Source organism: Myroides sp. DF42-4-2, assembly GCF_030326445.1.
Taxonomy (GTDB): Bacteria; Bacteroidota; Bacteroidia; order Flavobacteriales; family Flavobacteriaceae; genus Flavobacterium.
The window spans coordinates 25,224-40,490 of sequence record NZ_JACAKI010000026.1 but is presented as its reverse complement, the minus strand read 5'-3'; the positions used below and the strand labels follow the sequence as shown (position 1 = coordinate 40,490).

At 38.4% G+C, this 15,267-nt stretch carries 18 protein-coding genes and 2 tRNA genes; 8 read left to right on the top strand and 12 right to left on the bottom strand.

Going from position 1 to position 15,267, the window contains the following annotated elements; genetic code table 11:
- A tRNA-Tyr gene (locus tag HX062_RS14825) sits at window positions 1–75 on the top strand.
- Window positions 76–172: 97 nt separating this feature from the next.
- Here HX062_RS14825 and HX062_RS14820 read toward each other — a convergent pair.
- From HX062_RS14820 to glyA, 4 genes are all read right to left on the bottom strand, one after another.
- Window positions 173–242 (bottom strand) — tRNA-Cys (locus HX062_RS14820).
- 115 nt (window positions 243–357) lie between these two features.
- Window positions 358–1,218 carry a pyridoxal kinase gene (pdxY, locus tag HX062_RS14815; RefSeq protein WP_286467941.1) on the bottom strand — a complete coding sequence of 287 codons (861 nt, stop codon included), beginning with the start codon at window positions 1,216–1,218 and terminating at the stop codon, window positions 358–360.
- A 41-nt stretch (window positions 1,219–1,259) separates the two neighbouring features.
- Window positions 1,260–2,417, bottom strand: coding sequence for a DegT/DnrJ/EryC1/StrS family aminotransferase (locus tag HX062_RS14810; protein ID WP_286467940.1), 1,158 nt, complete (start codon window positions 2,415–2,417; stop codon window positions 1,260–1,262).
- 300 nt (window positions 2,418–2,717) lie between these two features.
- Window positions 2,718–4,019, bottom strand: coding sequence for a serine hydroxymethyltransferase (gene glyA, locus HX062_RS14805; RefSeq protein WP_286467939.1), 1,302 nt, complete (start codon window positions 4,017–4,019; stop codon window positions 2,718–2,720).
- Window positions 4,020–4,267: 248 nt separating this feature from the next.
- Between glyA and HX062_RS14800 the strand changes: the two genes are divergently transcribed.
- Complete coding sequence (locus HX062_RS14800; RefSeq protein WP_255492369.1) at window positions 4,268–4,660, top strand: PH domain-containing protein; 393 nt, start codon at window positions 4,268–4,270, stop codon at window positions 4,658–4,660.
- Between the two features lie 174 nt (window positions 4,661–4,834).
- Here the strand turns inward: HX062_RS14800 and hmpA are convergent, their stop codons facing one another.
- The 6 genes from hmpA to HX062_RS14770 all read right to left on the bottom strand — a co-directional run bounded on the left by hmpA (window position 4,835) and on the right by HX062_RS14770 (window position 9,321).
- Window positions 4,835–6,034: an NO-inducible flavohemoprotein gene (gene hmpA / locus HX062_RS14795; protein WP_286467938.1), complete on the bottom strand. Its 1,200-nt coding sequence runs from the start codon at window positions 6,032–6,034 to the stop codon at window positions 4,835–4,837.
- Window positions 6,035–6,183: 149 nt separating this feature from the next.
- A complete protein-coding gene (locus tag HX062_RS14790; protein ID WP_286467937.1) occupies window positions 6,184–6,621 on the bottom strand; it encodes an RrF2 family transcriptional regulator in 438 nt (145 codons plus the stop codon).
- A 112-nt stretch (window positions 6,622–6,733) separates the two neighbouring features.
- Entirely contained in the window at window positions 6,734–7,162 is a 429-nt protein-coding gene (locus tag HX062_RS14785) for a GNAT family N-acetyltransferase (RefSeq protein WP_286467936.1), read from the bottom strand.
- 7 nt (window positions 7,163–7,169) lie between these two features.
- The gene (locus HX062_RS14780; protein ID WP_286467935.1) at window positions 7,170–7,832 is read right to left on the bottom strand and encodes a hypothetical protein; all 663 of its coding nucleotides are present in this window, start codon (window positions 7,830–7,832) and stop codon (window positions 7,170–7,172) included.
- Between the two features lie 7 nt (window positions 7,833–7,839).
- Window positions 7,840–8,817 carry a hypothetical protein gene (locus HX062_RS14775; protein ID WP_286467934.1) on the bottom strand — a complete coding sequence of 326 codons (978 nt, stop codon included), beginning with the start codon at window positions 8,815–8,817 and terminating at the stop codon, window positions 7,840–7,842.
- A gap of 294 nt (window positions 8,818–9,111) precedes the next feature.
- Complete coding sequence (locus HX062_RS14770; RefSeq protein WP_286467933.1) at window positions 9,112–9,321, bottom strand: RidA family protein; 210 nt, start codon at window positions 9,319–9,321, stop codon at window positions 9,112–9,114.
- 178 nt (window positions 9,322–9,499) lie between these two features.
- Here HX062_RS14770 and HX062_RS14765 point away from each other — a divergent pair, with 178 nt between their 5' ends.
- The 4 genes from HX062_RS14765 (at window position 9,500) to HX062_RS14750 (ending at window position 12,632) form a co-directional block, all read left to right on the top strand.
- On the top strand, window positions 9,500–10,075 hold the full coding sequence (locus HX062_RS14765) for a porin family protein (RefSeq protein ID WP_286467932.1): 576 nt from the start codon (window positions 9,500–9,502) through the stop codon (window positions 10,073–10,075).
- Between the two features lie 368 nt (window positions 10,076–10,443).
- Window positions 10,444–10,896: an SsrA-binding protein SmpB gene (smpB, locus tag HX062_RS14760; RefSeq protein ID WP_286467931.1), complete on the top strand. Its 453-nt coding sequence runs from the start codon at window positions 10,444–10,446 to the stop codon at window positions 10,894–10,896.
- 65 nt (window positions 10,897–10,961) lie between these two features.
- Window positions 10,962–12,206 carry an outer membrane protein assembly factor BamB family protein gene (locus HX062_RS14755; RefSeq protein WP_286467930.1) on the top strand — a complete coding sequence of 415 codons (1,245 nt, stop codon included), beginning with the start codon at window positions 10,962–10,964 and terminating at the stop codon, window positions 12,204–12,206.
- Between the two features lie 300 nt (window positions 12,207–12,506).
- On the top strand, window positions 12,507–12,632 hold the full coding sequence (locus HX062_RS14750; protein WP_286467929.1) for a hypothetical protein: 126 nt from the start codon (window positions 12,507–12,509) through the stop codon (window positions 12,630–12,632).
- A gap of 66 nt (window positions 12,633–12,698) precedes the next feature.
- Here HX062_RS14750 and HX062_RS14745 read toward each other — a convergent pair whose 3' ends face one another.
- Complete coding sequence (locus HX062_RS14745) at window positions 12,699–12,884, bottom strand: hypothetical protein (protein WP_182626330.1); 186 nt, start codon at window positions 12,882–12,884, stop codon at window positions 12,699–12,701.
- Window positions 12,885–13,007: 123 nt separating this feature from the next.
- On the opposite strand from HX062_RS14745, the gene HX062_RS14740 reads away from it, so the two are divergent.
- Window positions 13,008–13,442: a hypothetical protein gene (locus HX062_RS14740; RefSeq protein WP_182626329.1), complete on the top strand. Its 435-nt coding sequence runs from the start codon at window positions 13,008–13,010 to the stop codon at window positions 13,440–13,442.
- Window positions 13,443–13,510: 68 nt separating this feature from the next.
- On the opposite strand, the gene HX062_RS14735 is transcribed toward HX062_RS14740, so the two are convergent.
- Window positions 13,511–14,152: a protein-L-isoaspartate(D-aspartate) O-methyltransferase gene (locus HX062_RS14735; RefSeq protein ID WP_182626328.1), complete on the bottom strand. Its 642-nt coding sequence runs from the start codon at window positions 14,150–14,152 to the stop codon at window positions 13,511–13,513.
- A 148-nt stretch (window positions 14,153–14,300) separates the two neighbouring features.
- On the opposite strand from HX062_RS14735, the gene HX062_RS14730 reads away from it, so the two are divergent.
- Window positions 14,301–15,266 carry a Gfo/Idh/MocA family protein gene (locus tag HX062_RS14730; protein ID WP_182626327.1) on the top strand — a complete coding sequence of 322 codons (966 nt, stop codon included), beginning with the start codon at window positions 14,301–14,303 and terminating at the stop codon, window positions 15,264–15,266.
- Window position 15,267 lies beyond the last annotated feature (1 nt).

Sequence of the window (15,267 nt, the reverse complement as noted above, 5' to 3'; positions counted from 1 at the left end):
ATACTCAAGCGGCCAACGAGGACGGACTGTAAATCCGTTGGGAAACCTTCGCAGGTTCGAATCCTGCTCTCCCCACACAAAAAAAGCCTTCTAATTTATTTTAGAAGGCTTTTTTGTTTATGCCAATATTGGTTTACGGTTTACTGCACGATGCAGTAAACTATTATTTTTGAGGTTCCGACTGGATTCGAACCAATCTACTGACTATTGCGTAGTCAGGCCTCCCAATCGGCCACGGAACCGTATTAGTTAACGGTGGTTTGTTAACTGTCAACAATCAATATACAAAATATTTTATTGATTTCCAAATACATATGATCAAACTCTCCTTCCTCCCATAATATGCTCTACTTCATTTCAATAATGCGGTTGCATGGCCATAACCTCTTTCATGTCCAAATGCAGCAGCAATATGTCGTTTAAATCGAATTCACTTCTTCCTTCTTTTGCGATGCGCTGCAGCGCTCTTTTAATCAAAATACTGGCTTCTTTGGCACAGTCGACATAGGAATCGTACTCTTGCAATTTATACCGCAGTAGCAAAGCAGCAAAAAGTTCACCTGTACCTGGGGGATCAACAGGCACATAGGAGGTAGTTACCCGATCATAAGATGTTGCGTGTTTGACTATAATTTGTAAGGTATCCCCCTCCTCTTCAAATCTGCATCCCGTTACTAAAATATCTTTATGTTGGAGTATATCGTGTTTTGCTATAGCTTGAACAACTTGTTTTTCAGTGCTAATTTTTTGTTGTAAAATAGTCTCCATTTCAAACTGATTGGGCGTCAAAACATCCGCTAAAGGCAACAAATGTTGCATAATTGCTTTTGGCACTTCTTGGTTGACATATAACCCTTGCGGTTGATCTCCCATCACAGGATCACATAGATAGAGTATAGCTGGATGACTCTTCTTGATGGTTCGAATAAACGCAGCTGTTTGTTCTACTAACTCCGCTGATCCTATATAGCCCGTGATAATAGTCGCCACTTCATCGAGTATATTCAACTTTAAAATTCCATCCAATACGTCCTGAAACAAGGTTTCGGGTAATAATCCTCCTCCTACAGTTGCCAATCCATAGCGGTTGGACAGAACAACTGTTGGAACAGCAATAACATCTTGTCCAGCTAGCTGTAATACTAAAGAGGTCGTATTACTCCCCACATACCCATAAGCTACTTTACTGTGAATAATTATTGTTTTTTTCTGCATCATGACGCAAAATCACTAATGATTAAACTTCCTTTTTCTATCAATTACGCTATAGTCGTTGCTTGTTTTGCTTTGACTTCTTCGATTGCTTCTATAAATTGCGTACTAATAAACGTCAATTCCTCCTCTGTCAATTCGGTGTGAATGGGCAGCGATAAAACGCGAGACACCAAGTATTCGGTATGGGGTAGCTCGTATTCACGCTCTTGAAGTGCTTTAAACATTTCTTGTTGATGGCAAGGTACAGGATAGTAGATCATGGTTGGTATGCCACGAGCTGCCATGGCTTGATGTACAGCATCTCGATCTACTCCTTCTAAAATCAGGGTGTATTGATGATAGACGTGGTAACTATAAGCTGGTTCAAAAGGTGTTTGAATGTGCTTGTTACCCGCAAAAGCACGATTGTAGTATGCAGCTACTGCTCGTCGTTTATCGCAATACTGATCTAAATAGTTGAGTTTTACATTTAAAATTGCCGCTTGTATACTGTCTAATCGACTATTAACGCCAATAATCTCGTGATAATAACGTCGTTCTGATCCGTGGTTGCATATTTTCATCATACGCCCCGCTATGGCATCAGAATTCGTTAGAATCACACCTGCATCGCCATAAGCACCTAAATTTTTAGAAGGAAAGAACGAAATACAACTAATTGTTCCGATGGTTCCCGTTTTTCTAATTCCTTCATCAGAAATATAATGCCCTCCAATGCTTTGAGCATTGTCTTCAATAACAGCAATTCCACGGGCATTGGCCAACTCCATAATCGGCTGCATATTCGAACATTGTCCATATAAATGCACAGGGATAATCGCTTTAGTCTTTGGGGTAATAGCCTGAGCTAAAGACGTTATATCTAGGGTAAATGTATGGGGATCCACATCTACGAATACAGGAGTTAATCCCAATAAAGCGACCACCTCCACCGTAGCAATAAACGTAAATGATGGCGTAATCACTTCGTCTCCAGGCTTTAAATCTAGTGCCATTAAGGCTATTTGTAGGGCATCGGTCCCATTTGCACAGGGAATCACGTGTTTTGCCTGGGTATAAGCCCCTAAGTTAGCAGCAAAATCCTTTACTGCCGGACCATTGATAAAAGCGGTACTGTCAATCACTTCTTTGATTGCTGCATCAATTTCGGTTTGAATGCGTTGATACTGCCTTTTTAAATCTACCATTTGAATTGTATTCATCTACTGCTGCTGTTTTATGAGTTATTCGTTCTGTCTGTTAGCAGCAAAACTGCTGTTTTAACTGTATTGACTTCTTATTTATAGGTCAAAAGTAAAAGTTATTTGGATCGTATATGTATGCCAGTTTTAAACTATTAAATAGTCCAGACTACCTCGTTCTCTTGTAGTAATTTTCATAGGTATTGATCTTTCTCCTAAAAAAATACCCCGTAGCAAAAAACTACGAGGTACCACTAGAAAAAAAATTAAATCCATACACTTCTATTTTTGGTGTATACTCACATCCATTTCCTGAGCGATTTACCTGGAAATTAATTCATGCGCAAACATGGGATAATTCTGCATCAAGTGATGGACTTCTTCTTTAATTTGGCGGTGTTTTAGGGCATTGTCTTTATTTTTCAAGACTTCATCAATGAAATTGACAATGCTATACATCTCTTTTTGTTTGAGTCCGCGGGTGGTAACAGCAGGTGTTCCAATTCGTATACCAGAAGTAACTACATTGGATTGAGTATCATAGGGGATCATATTTTTGTTGAGGGTAATTCCCGCTTGTTCCAAGACTAGCTCGGCTTCTTTTCCGGTAATTCCTTTATTACTTAAATCGACCAACATCAAATGGTTATCCGTTCCGCCTGAAACGATGGAATACCCTTTTTCTAAGAAGGCATCAGCAAGAGCGCGACTATTCTTTTGAATTTGGTGGGCATAGGCAGTAAATTCATCCGTAAGAATCTCATTGAATGCCACTGCTTTTGCTGCAATGGTATGCATAAGAGGACCTCCTTGATTACCGGGAAATACGGAAGAATCAAGAACAGAAGACATCATTCGAATTTCTCCTTTTGCCGTTTTTAATTGAAGTGGATTCTCAAAGTCCTTTCCCAAAAGGATCACGCCCCCACGAGGACCACGTAGGGTTTTATGAGTAGTTGTGGTAACGATGTGACAATGCGGTATAGGATCACTTAACAACCCCTTGGCAATAAGCCCAGCAGGGTGCGCTATATCTGCCAATAAAATAGCATTGACACTATCAGCAATAACCCTAAAACGCTCGTAATCAATCGCTCTTGAATAAGCACTCGCTCCAGCAATAATCATCTTTGGTCGTTCCTTTAGGGCAATCGCCTGTATAGCATCGTAATCTAACAAATGAGTGGTAGGATCTACACCATAAAAAACAGGTTGGTATAGCTTGCCCGAAAAATTAACCGAAGAACCGTGAGTCAAATGCCCACCATGAGTTAAATCAAAACCGAGAATCTTATCCCCCGGTTGCAAACAGGATGAAAATACAGCGAAATTTGCTTGAGAACCTGAATGCGGTTGTACATTTGCATAAACCGCACCAAAGACTGATTTAATACTCTCAATCGCCATATTCTCCACTAAATCTACATACTCACACCCCCCATAATACCGTCTTCCTGGATAACCTTCTGCGTATTTATTAGTCAGAATAGATCCGTTAGCACGTAAAACCGCTTCGCTGACGAAATTCTCCGAAGCAATGAGCTCAAGTGAATCGCGTTGACGGCTTTCTTCTCGTTTGATGAGTTCAAATAAAAGTTTGTTGTTGTAGTTGTTGTTACTCATAATCATTGAATTAAGTTGTAGTTAAACAAAACAAGCGATTATACTAGATTCGCCTGTATCAATTTGAGCACAAAAGTAAAGGTAGTCTGGAGTGTTTAAATAACTCAGTTTAAGAATAGATAGTAGTCCAGTCGTATTTTTATGACCAAATCAAGACTATGGTAAACATTTTACTTCAAAATAGAATATCTTTAGCTCAATTTAGATACGACATGTAGATGAAAACAAGGTACAAAAGTAAAATTTCTATGGGTATAAAAATACTTTTCACAACTGTTGGAGTGGCTTCTTTAGTAAGTGCTTTTTTTGCTGGGACTTGGTACATTTGGTTGATCGCCATAATCGCAGTAATGATGCTTACTGATATTTACTATCAGACCTATTATGAAATTGACCCGACGCAAAACAACTTACACATAAAAGGAGGAATATGTGTCACTAAAAACATTCCCATACAAAGCATTCGCAAGATAGAAGAATCAAAAAGTACAGTCAGTGGACCGGCTTTATCTAACCAACGTTTAGAAATTTGGTATAATACTTTTGATAGCATTCTAATTTCTCCAGAACACCCTATCGCTTTCGTAGAGCAATTGCTAGCTATTAACGCTGATATTGAGTACACGCAGAAGAAAAAATAGCAAAGTTACAGCCACACTACCTCAATTTTGTTTAGCCTCTTTTGGAAGTTTATCACTTAAACTCAACCATTCGAACTAGTCGATATTAGCCATAAGGGATCAGCAATAAAAAATGAGGCCTACTCAACTAGGAGTGCCTCATTTCTCGCTTTCAAATTATACTAATGAAAAAAATTATAGTGTCAATGATGTAGGACCAAACTCCTCAAAGAAGATGGCTGTTTTGTCTACTTTTTGTTCCACTAAATACTGATAGTGTTTTTCGATAAATCCACGCGGTCCACAAATGTAGTATTCAGCTTCTTGCGATAGAATATCATCCTCTATCTGGGCTAATTCCACCCAACCTTTGTAAGTCGCAGTGGTAGATTCTGCTGGATTATCGTAAAAGATATGTTGTTTTAGCTTTGGCGAAACTGTTGCTAATTCCTCGACGCGTTGTTTAAAGGCGTGAACTTCCACTCCTCTGCAACCGTGAATCCATTTCACCGCCGTTTCCTTTTCTTGCTCTATAATCGACTCTAACATCGACAATAAAGGGGTTTGTCCCACTCCTCCACTGATAAATACCTTGGTTTTTACTTGATTTTCTTGTAATACAAACACTCCAGAAGGAGAAGATACATCCACAAGATCACCCACTTGTACTACTTGATGCAAGCGATTGCTTATCAAACCATCAGGATGCTGACTCCCTACCTCTTTTTTAACAGAAATTCGGTAATACGTTCCATTAGGCGCACAGGAAATACTGTATTGACGTGGTTGCAACAGATTCAATTCAGGTAAGAAAAGGCGCAAACTCAGGTATTGTCCTGGTTTAAAATCTGCAATAGGACCTTGATCTGCGGGGTATAAATAAAAAGAAGTAATCTCGCTAGATTCAACTACTTTTTCCTTAACTACAAAAGGTCTCCAACCAGTCCATCCTCCTTTTTCAGCTACTTTTTGATTGTATATATTTTGCTCGTGACCACTCATCAAATCCGCAAGTTCCTGATAAGCAACAGCCCAGGCACCTAACAAATCATCTGTTGCCAACTCTCCTAAAACTTCTTTGATTGAAGCTATTAAATGTTTACCTACAATGGCATAATGCTCTGTGCGAATATCCAAACTGGTGTGTTTATGCCCAATGGAATTAACAACTGGTAACAATACACTGGGATTTTCAATGTGCTCAGCATAAGCCAATACAGCCATTGCTAAAGCCGTTTGCTGCTTTTCATTTTGTTGATTCCCCATGTTAAACACGTGTTTTAACTCTGGATTGTGCGCAAACATACGTTGATAAAAATGCTTGGTTAGCACCACTCCATGGGCTCTTAAAATAGGAACAGTTGATTTTACGAGTTCTTTTTGTTCTGTTGTCATTTGATTTTAGTTTTAAATTATAAATTAAAAGAGGTTTTTATCCTCTATTTAGATACAACACTTGTACAAGTGCGTCTCATTAATGCAAATAAAAGATATTTCTATCCTTTATTCAAGTAAAAAGAACTAAAATTTTCTAAACTGTATTTTTATTTGTTCAGTGTAAAGTGTCCGTCGATGAGTCCTTGGTTAAATTGACCTATAGAAGTTGTTTTCAACACACAAGCGAGATTATCTCTAATCTGCTTAAAATCGTGATGTAAAGGACAAGGATTTGTTTCAGAGCAGTAACTCAAGCCCATGGCGCAGCCAACGAAAAGTTCTTTGCCTTCAACTGCTTCCACGATTTCAGCCAACGGACGATGAAAGTCTTCTTTCTCCAGATAGAATCCACCGTTGGGTCCTTTTGTCGATTGAATAAGCCCTTCTCTGCTTAGTTTTTGTAAGATTTTGGCCAAGAAGTGTTCTGGAGAATTGATTTCTTGTGCGATTTCCTTTATGCCCGACTTATGCCCTTGCTCACTTCTTTTGGCAATGTATAAAACCGCTCTTAATGCATATTCACAAGTTTTTGAAAAGATTCCCATAACGTCTTATTCTAATATTGTATTTTTTGTTCAACAAAGGTATACTATTTCTTTCGCATTCTATCACAGGTGCAACAATTGGTCAAACTGTATTAGGAATAGCGGTGTTTCATTATTTGGCTAGGTGTTTAACGAAGTATTTTGGCACTTCTTCGTACCCTTGTTTCACATAGAAGGCGTGCGCATTTTCTCTTCGGCTGTGGCAGTGTAATTCGATTCGATCACATCCCATTTGCCTAGCCAAAGCGGCAATATAGTCCTCTACCATTTTCCCGACTCCCTCGTTTCTTCGCTCTTCCTCTACGGCAAAGTAACTTATTCGCATAAAATCGCCTCGCATAGCTAGTTGTGGAATCAGGTGAAGCGAAATAAAAGCCACTACAACATCGTCCACTTCGACCACGAGTAACTTTTCTTGTGTATGTCGGCTCATCTTTGCGATTTTAGCACCGATAAAGTCCACCGTTTCTGGGTATCCCAACTGCGTCAAGAGTTCCGTGACAACCACGGCATCATCGACATTCATTTTTCTAATGTGCATCCTTTATTTATTCTTGTTCGAATGATAGTAATGTTCCATCCTTGTTAAACTCAATTGCATAGCGTGAGCGGTCGTTAGAAACCGTGCGCGGATACCAGCGAACCCTATTCTTTCTCGTAATAACATATACGGTTAAATCAGAAGAATCGCCTCCAATCTCTTCAACTTTTTGCTTGAGAGCTTCGTATACATTATTGGCGTTGACAAAGGGAATTTCATCTAAAGATAATAAGTCTTGCTCAATTTTTGCGTTTTTAGATAAAACAATTGGCTTTGGCTCATGCCACTGCCCATTAGCGTAATAGTACTCATCAACATAGTCTGGATTATCTGGGTTTTGCACTTGGAGCAAGACGCGATAATTATCGTAAAAATGAATCGATTGATAAACGTAAATCGGTTTATTTTCAAACTGGGGCAACTGGCGAAGTGCAACTTCAACCTCGTGTAAATGCTGTTTATCTGCCGCAAATCCCCTCTCTTTTTTAGAGAAAATAGGTGGGTCAATAGCAGCCGTATTTTCTTGTTTTTCCGGCAAGTGTTGGGGTAAGTCTTCCGTTTCCATATCCTTTCCCTTTTTAGTATCTTCTATTGATTTTATAAATTCTGTACACGAACTCATCAACAAAAAAACAACCGCTAAACCAAGACTATATATACTTTTTCTCATACTGTGTTTATTTTGTATTCACATCAGACTCAAACATCACCTGATTAGGATTTTTGGGGTTGTAAAAAACAACACAATTCCGCTGTGTTTGAATGTTGCCTAGGTCGAGCAGAGAGACGACTTTCTTAACAGTTGCACGTTGGATTACACCCGTTGCATCTGTATATTCAACCTCAAATCGAACTTCTGGTTGTTCATTGATATACGTTCCAGTCTGCTTCACCTCTTGAATAACTGCCGCTGCCCTCAGACCACTAAACTTTAAGGCCAAACTTGAGCTACCTAAATTCAATTTCTTCAAAATGATAAACTTAAAAATCAAGTAGAAGATACCCGCAAAGAAAATCAAAAATCCCCCACTACTGATTAAAGGATGACTTAGGGATAAAAATCGCCAACCATAATTCGCATTTTCCAGCTGGTAGGAAAAGACGTAGTAATAGATCACCCCACTGAGCAAAAGCAACCATCCCGCAAAAAACAGCCCGTTGATTTTTCCTTGTGTTCCCTCTAGGATAACGTAGGGTTTAAGTTTAAACGTAGGATCAACCCTTAGCTGTATGTGCTTGCCTTCCTCAAATCGCCTTTCCATAGGCTTTGAATCGAAAATATCCATTTGGTGTTGTATGGGCTCTTGCTGGAGGTTCTTCAACTGCAAAACCACCGATTTAATTGCCTGATCCCGAACAGAACTAGCGCTTTTACTTGTTTGTACAATGAAAGCGTCCAATCGCTTTCCTGTTTGATTAATGCGGTTGATGTTCCACTTTCTTTTAAATGTATAGCCATAGATTATACGCAGTAAAACTAGGAATATCCCACTCCATAAGACAATACTAATCCCTAGGTAAACAAGAGATTCCGTTGGATTAACCTGTTCTAAATACTGCTTGGGGTATTCACTGCTATAATAAATAACGGCAGGATGTCCAAAGATAAAATACAGGAAAAAAAACAGCCAAAAAAGGCCAAATAAATTACGCATAATGGTAGTATTTATTGATATTTTTCGCGTAAGGTGGAGGTGAATAAGTGGAGAGCGCAACTGCTGTTCCCTGTCGTTGCGTTCTCCTTTCAAAAATACAATTTATTGAAAAACGAACAGCTATTTTTTTGATTTTTATCATTTCTCACTGCCCTTAGGTCTAGTTCATGAAGTTTCCCTTGGGTTGTATTTGCTTGTAGACTCGTTCGGTCAAGCGTTTTATATGGGTGTACTTTTTCCTAGGTAGCGAAGGCAAACAATTACTCCACCTCAAACACGGTTTGAATCGAAACACTAGATCCCAAGGGCAGTGAACTTGCACCGCCTGTGTTGCACGTGTACTTTCCTTTTTTCGCCAAATACGGCAACGACAAGATCAGAAGCAGGATTCATTAAGGCAGCGTGTTGAGTATAAGTATCAACCGTATTAAAAGAGCCGATTACTTGTACACAGCGTTTTACCTTGTTTAGGTCTCCACCAACAGCTTCTTTTAAAAATGACAAAACATGGAGCAGATTCGCCCTGCGACCTTCCCTATAATACCTCAAATATTATTTTCGAGCTACTCTATTTTTATAATATTTTCCTCTTGTCTCTGCCCCATCACTATCATTTTTTTACACTCTTTGTTTGTAAGCGATTCGTTTTTACTTAATTTAGCACTTATATAAAAAAAAGATTATGAAAAAACTAAGTTTACTATTTAGCATTATGCTTGTGGCATTATCTTTTAATTCTTATGCGCAATCTCCGATAAACATAGGGATTAAAACGGGATTAAACTTCACAGATTTCTCAAGCAATCCGAAAGTTTACAGCACAAAAAACTCTACAGGCTTCGGTGTTGGGGCTATGGCGCGAATCAATATCAGTCGTTCATATATCCAAGCAGATCTAATGTATTCAGAGAAAAGCGTTAAGTTCGAATGGGCTTTTGGCAGTGACAAAGCGACAATGAAAAACATCGAAATTCCAGTTGTATACGGATATAAATTACTTAAGAGTCCACTATATAACCTAAGAGTTTTTGGCGGTGGAGTCTATACTGCTGTTTTAAATAATTTATCAAAAGGCGCTGTTGACAATGCATTCAACGAATTTGACAAATCAAACATTGGATACCGCGTAGGTGCTGGGGTTGATATCTTAAAATTCACAGTTGACGTATCGTATGACGGTGGTTTGAGCAACATTAGCAAAGATTTTTCATCAAAACCAAACACTTGGTTTATTGCCGTAGGATATAAATTCCTTTAATTCCTACTTTTACAATATAAAAAAGGCTATTGCTCGATATTGCAATAGCCTTTTTTTGTGTCTACATTTTGGTGAGTCCATGGTGAGTCCATAGTGAGTCCATAGTGCCTCTATTAAAAAGTGTGTTTTTTATAGAGACACTATGGACGCATACTAGAGGGATACTAAAGGCAACACAATAAGAATACCTACTAAACGGGTACAACCTAAAACAATCTATTTGATATAGCTAAAAAGCATCCTACGACTGTAGGTTGTATTTGTCTTTGGGTATTGGTTTATAAATCGAATTCGATGCCTTTGATGCTCTACTCAAGTGTTTCTACTCAAACTATAGTTTTACTTTAAATTTTTATTATTTTTGTGCTATGCAAAAGAACATCAACATTCTAAATAAAAGAGCTAAGTTCGAATACGAAATCTTAGATAAATATACAGCTGGAATCGTACTGACAGGTACAGAAATTAAATCCCTACGACTAGGTAAAGCTAGTATTGCGGAGAGTTTTTGTGAGTTTCAAAATTTAGAACTCTTCGTAATCAATTCACATATTGAAGAATATGCAAACAGCAGTCACTTCAATCACAAGGCTAAAACGGAGCGCAAACTATTACTGAATAAAAAAGAGCTAAAAAGCTTACATAAGAGTGTACAAAACAAAGGGTTAACCATCATTCCTTTGCGCTTATTTATCAATGAGAGAGGATTGGCTAAGATGGATATTGCATTGTGTAAAGGAAAGAAAAACTACGACAAACGCGAAACAATCAAAGACCGAGATAATAAAATAGCCTTAGATCGCTTGAAAAAAGCGTATTAGTACAAGGCCTACAACAAGCAAGCATCCTAACAGGGATGCTTTTTTTATACTACAACCAAAAAAAAATGAAAAAGAATCTATTACTAATCCTAGGCTGGCTAGTTTCTACAGCTGTACTTGGACAATCCACTTCAGAAGACTTAAAAGCTGTGCCACCTACTATGGGACCGGAAAGCAAAACCAATCAGTATTCCAACAATACAATTGGTACAGAATACGATTTTGTACTCAACGAGCAATACGCACCAATTCAAACTGTTCCTTTAGATCAAGATGCAATCCTGATCTATGATTATGATGGTACACTGAAATCCTTCAACCTTAAAACACAAAAAATCAACTGGAACTTCCAGGCAAAGGATTCTATTGTTACCTATTCTCGCAATAAGTTGACGCTAGAAAATGGCGTGGTATATATCCCCTTCCTCAACGGCGAGCTCTATGCGTTAAACCACAAAACCGGGGAAGTGTTTTGGGAAGTTAAAATAGGGATAAAAAACATTGAAAACCACAAAATGATGATTAACCAAATCCCGGTTATCCACAACGATTTACTCTACTTGGTTACCCAATATGAAAACAGCAATATTTATGCTTTTGACAAAAATACGGGCCATCATATTTGGAACTACAAACTTGAATTCCCCTACAATCACATGCCTGTCATGTACACCAACAACAAAGTTATTGTTCCCAATGCGGGCTATGTGTACAACTTTGACGCTGAAACAGGAAAGGCACTTTATGCAAGAGGGTTTAAAAGAGGGATGTATTCTAAACCCGTGAGCGATGGAACTAGTGTTTTTATTGCGGATCTAGGATCCGAAATCTTTGCTTTACACCCTGATAACTTAGATATCATATGGCAAATTGATTTAGTAGAAGGAAGAATTGGACATAAAATGGCCTATGTGAACAATCAACTGTTAGTGGGAACAAGCCGTTCGTTCTACTCGATTAACCCTAAAGATGGCGCTATCCTTTGGCAAACCGAAGTGCCTTTTAAAGAACAAGCAGACAGACGCTTTGAACTTAAACAAATGGAGGTCTTTAACAACAAAATATACGCCTATAACAACAAGAGTACTTTCTTTATCGTCAACCCTAAAGACGGTAAAATTGAAAAGGAAATAGACCTGCAAAACACCCCTATTTCCAATATCGAAATGCAAGATGAGACCTACGCTTTCTTCTATTGTGAAGTAGGTTTGATTCGGCTAAACGTAAAAACAAATAAAGAAGAATTACTGTATGTCCGCGCTTCTATTCAAGATAATCCAAAAGAGAACTATATTAAGTTAGTTCGCTAGTGGGTGATGGGAGAGGAATGATTTCTCTAAAATACAAAAGGATTTCTATTGTTGGAATCCTTTTTTTTTGCACTTTGTGGTTTTGACACTTATTCTTATTTAGGAGATTTTATCTTAACGCATACCTCAGTCCCCTACTCCAATTTTGATCGATCGCTTTAGGCTACTTCCTATCAAACAAAAGATGCCATTCGAGCTTCAAATGCTCAGCATCAAGCCTTTACGCAAGACATCGAAGACAGCAAGTCATACACTCCTCTTGCCCTTCCTGTACTAGGTATTGGAGGAAGTGGATACGAAATGCTCAAAGGATCTTTAGTAGCTGTTGCATCTGATCTTACCCTAGTAAAACTAGAGGGGTGTGGGCATTTTATTCTGGCAGAGAAAGCAGAAGAAGTAGCGAAAGAAATAGCGTTGTTTTTATAAGACGGTAGAAAATACACTGTTTTAGTAGAATAGCGCAAACTACAATGCCAAACGATAGGCTAGAAATCATATACGGCAGGAATCATTTTTACAGCCAAAATTGAAAACAGCCTGAATAAGTAAATAAGCCGCTGGGATTAACAATACCCAAAGGCGAGCATCCAATGCTTGAACAGTTAACAAAATAGCCAATGCTAAGCGGATATAGCGCATAGGTGTCCATTTTTTAAAGTAATTGACTACGGTATTCATCTTATTTCTATTTTAAGTAACCTCAAAAATACCTTTATTTATTTTGTTATACTGTAACAATTGTTACCATTTATTTAGATGGGAACTGCTAGTTTTGCTTGAAACAAACATAAATAGATTAGTATGAAGAAAATGCTATGGGCGATTGCCGTACTTGTAGGAACAACTACACTGGTAAATGCGACAAACCTTGTGCATACAAGAAGCGAATCAGTTGCACAAGTAACAACAGGAGATAAATATGCTATTTTAGTTCAATCGACTAAAAATTTACGCGCTTCGATTATGACTGCTTCGGAGATGAAAAAAGCCAATCCTGCGATTGCTTTCGAAATTGTCATTATGGGGCAAATGGTTCAAGAGTTAAACGACAGCGAATTGCGTTCCACTTTAGATGCTGCAAATAAAGCTGGGATTGCATTAGTGGTATGTGAATTTGCCCTAAAAGTATACGGAGTGCAACTCAGCGACTTACCCTCGTATTTTATTGGAACACCAAATGCACACAAGTATATGTTTCAGTTGAATGAAAAACAGTACAATACACTTTCCATTTAAAATAAACAACAAACAAGAATACCATTTTTCTAAAAAAGCATCCTCTAGGGGATGCTTTTTGTATCTATTTAGTTTTTATTCTCTAACATAGGGACGAATTTAAAATCGCCATGTTCGTGTTTTTCGAATTGAGTTTCATTTAGGCGGATGAGTTCGATCATCGTTTGTTGTTCCTCACCAACGGGAATAATCATGCGTCCCCCTACTTTGAGTTGTCCCATCAAAGCTTGTGGAATGAATGGTGCTCCTGCAGTAACAATAATTGAATCAAAAGGCGCGTAGTTGGGCAAGCCTTTATAACCGTCTCCAAAAGTAAGTAATTTGGGGCGAATGCCTAGTTTAGGCAGTAGTAAAGAGGTTTTCTTATACAGTTCTAGCTGTCGTTCAACGCTGTACACTCGTGCGCCCATTGCCACTAGCACTGCGGTTTGATATCCACTCCCCGTTCCAATCTCCAACACTTTATCCTCTGGTTTTACACCCAATAACTGCGATTGAAAGGCAACCGTATACGGATGCGAGATCGTCTGACCTGCACCGATGGGAAAAGCGGTGTTTTGATAAGCAAAATTTTCAAAACTCGAATCTATAAATAAATGTCTAGGAATGCGTCTAATCGCCTGAAGTACAGCTTGATCTACAATGCCTTTTTCCTTCAACGCTTCGACCAACTGATTGCGCAATCCTTGGTGCTTCGTAGAATCTTTCACGGTAATTAAATAATTTACACAAAAGTAACTATTATTTTGATAAAACACACCCTTTAAAACCATCCAAACAAAGTATTGCGAAAGATTTAAAGCTTAAATTTTACCCAATCCATAAATAAGTTTTATTTTTGTTCAAAATTATTTTTTTATGCTTAAAATTGGCGTATTGGGAGCTGGACATTTAGGTAAAATACACCTGCGTTTGCTCAACCAATCAGAAAAATACGAACTAGTAGGTTTTTATGACCCTTTTACAGACAATGCAAACAAAGTAGCACAAGAGTTTGGTTATACCAAATTTGACAGCCTTGACGAATTAATTCAAGCCGTTGACGTTGTGGATATTGTAACGCCTACACTCTCCCATTTTGACTGTGCGAAAAAAGCCATTGAAGCGGGCAAACACGTTTTTTTAGAAAAACCCATCACTACAACAGTAGCCGAAGCGGAAGCCATCATTGCATTAGCGAAAAAACACCAGGTACTCGGACAAGTAGGACATGTAGAACGCTTTAACCCTGCTTTCGTTGCGATTAGCTCTAAAATTGAAAATCCAATGTTTATCGAAACACACCGCTTGGCTGAATTCAACCCAAGAGGTACAGATGTTCCTGTTGTATTGGATCTAATGATTCACGATTTAGACGCCATCTTAAGTGTGGTTCACTCACCTGTAAAACACGTGAGCGCTAGCGGTGTTTCAGTACTTAGCGAATCACCCGATATTGCCAATGCGCGTATCGAATTCGAAAATGGTTGTGTGGCCAACGTAACAGCAAGTAGAATATCCATGAAAAACATGCGTAAATCGCGTTTCTTTCAACGCGATGCCTATATTTCTGTCGACTATTTAGAAAAAACGTGTGAGGTGGTAAAAATGAAAGATGCCCCAGAAACACCTGGTGATTTTGACTTAATCTTGCAAAATGCCGAAGGTGTAAAAAAACAAATTTACTACGATAACCCTACGGTTCTACCAAATAATGCTATCTTAGATGAGCTGGAAACCTTCCACGATGCTATTGTAAATAAAACAACGCCTATTGTGACGTTGGAAGATGGTACAAAAGCATTGCGCTTGGCTTACCAAATCATTGAAGCGTTCAAAAACTAAT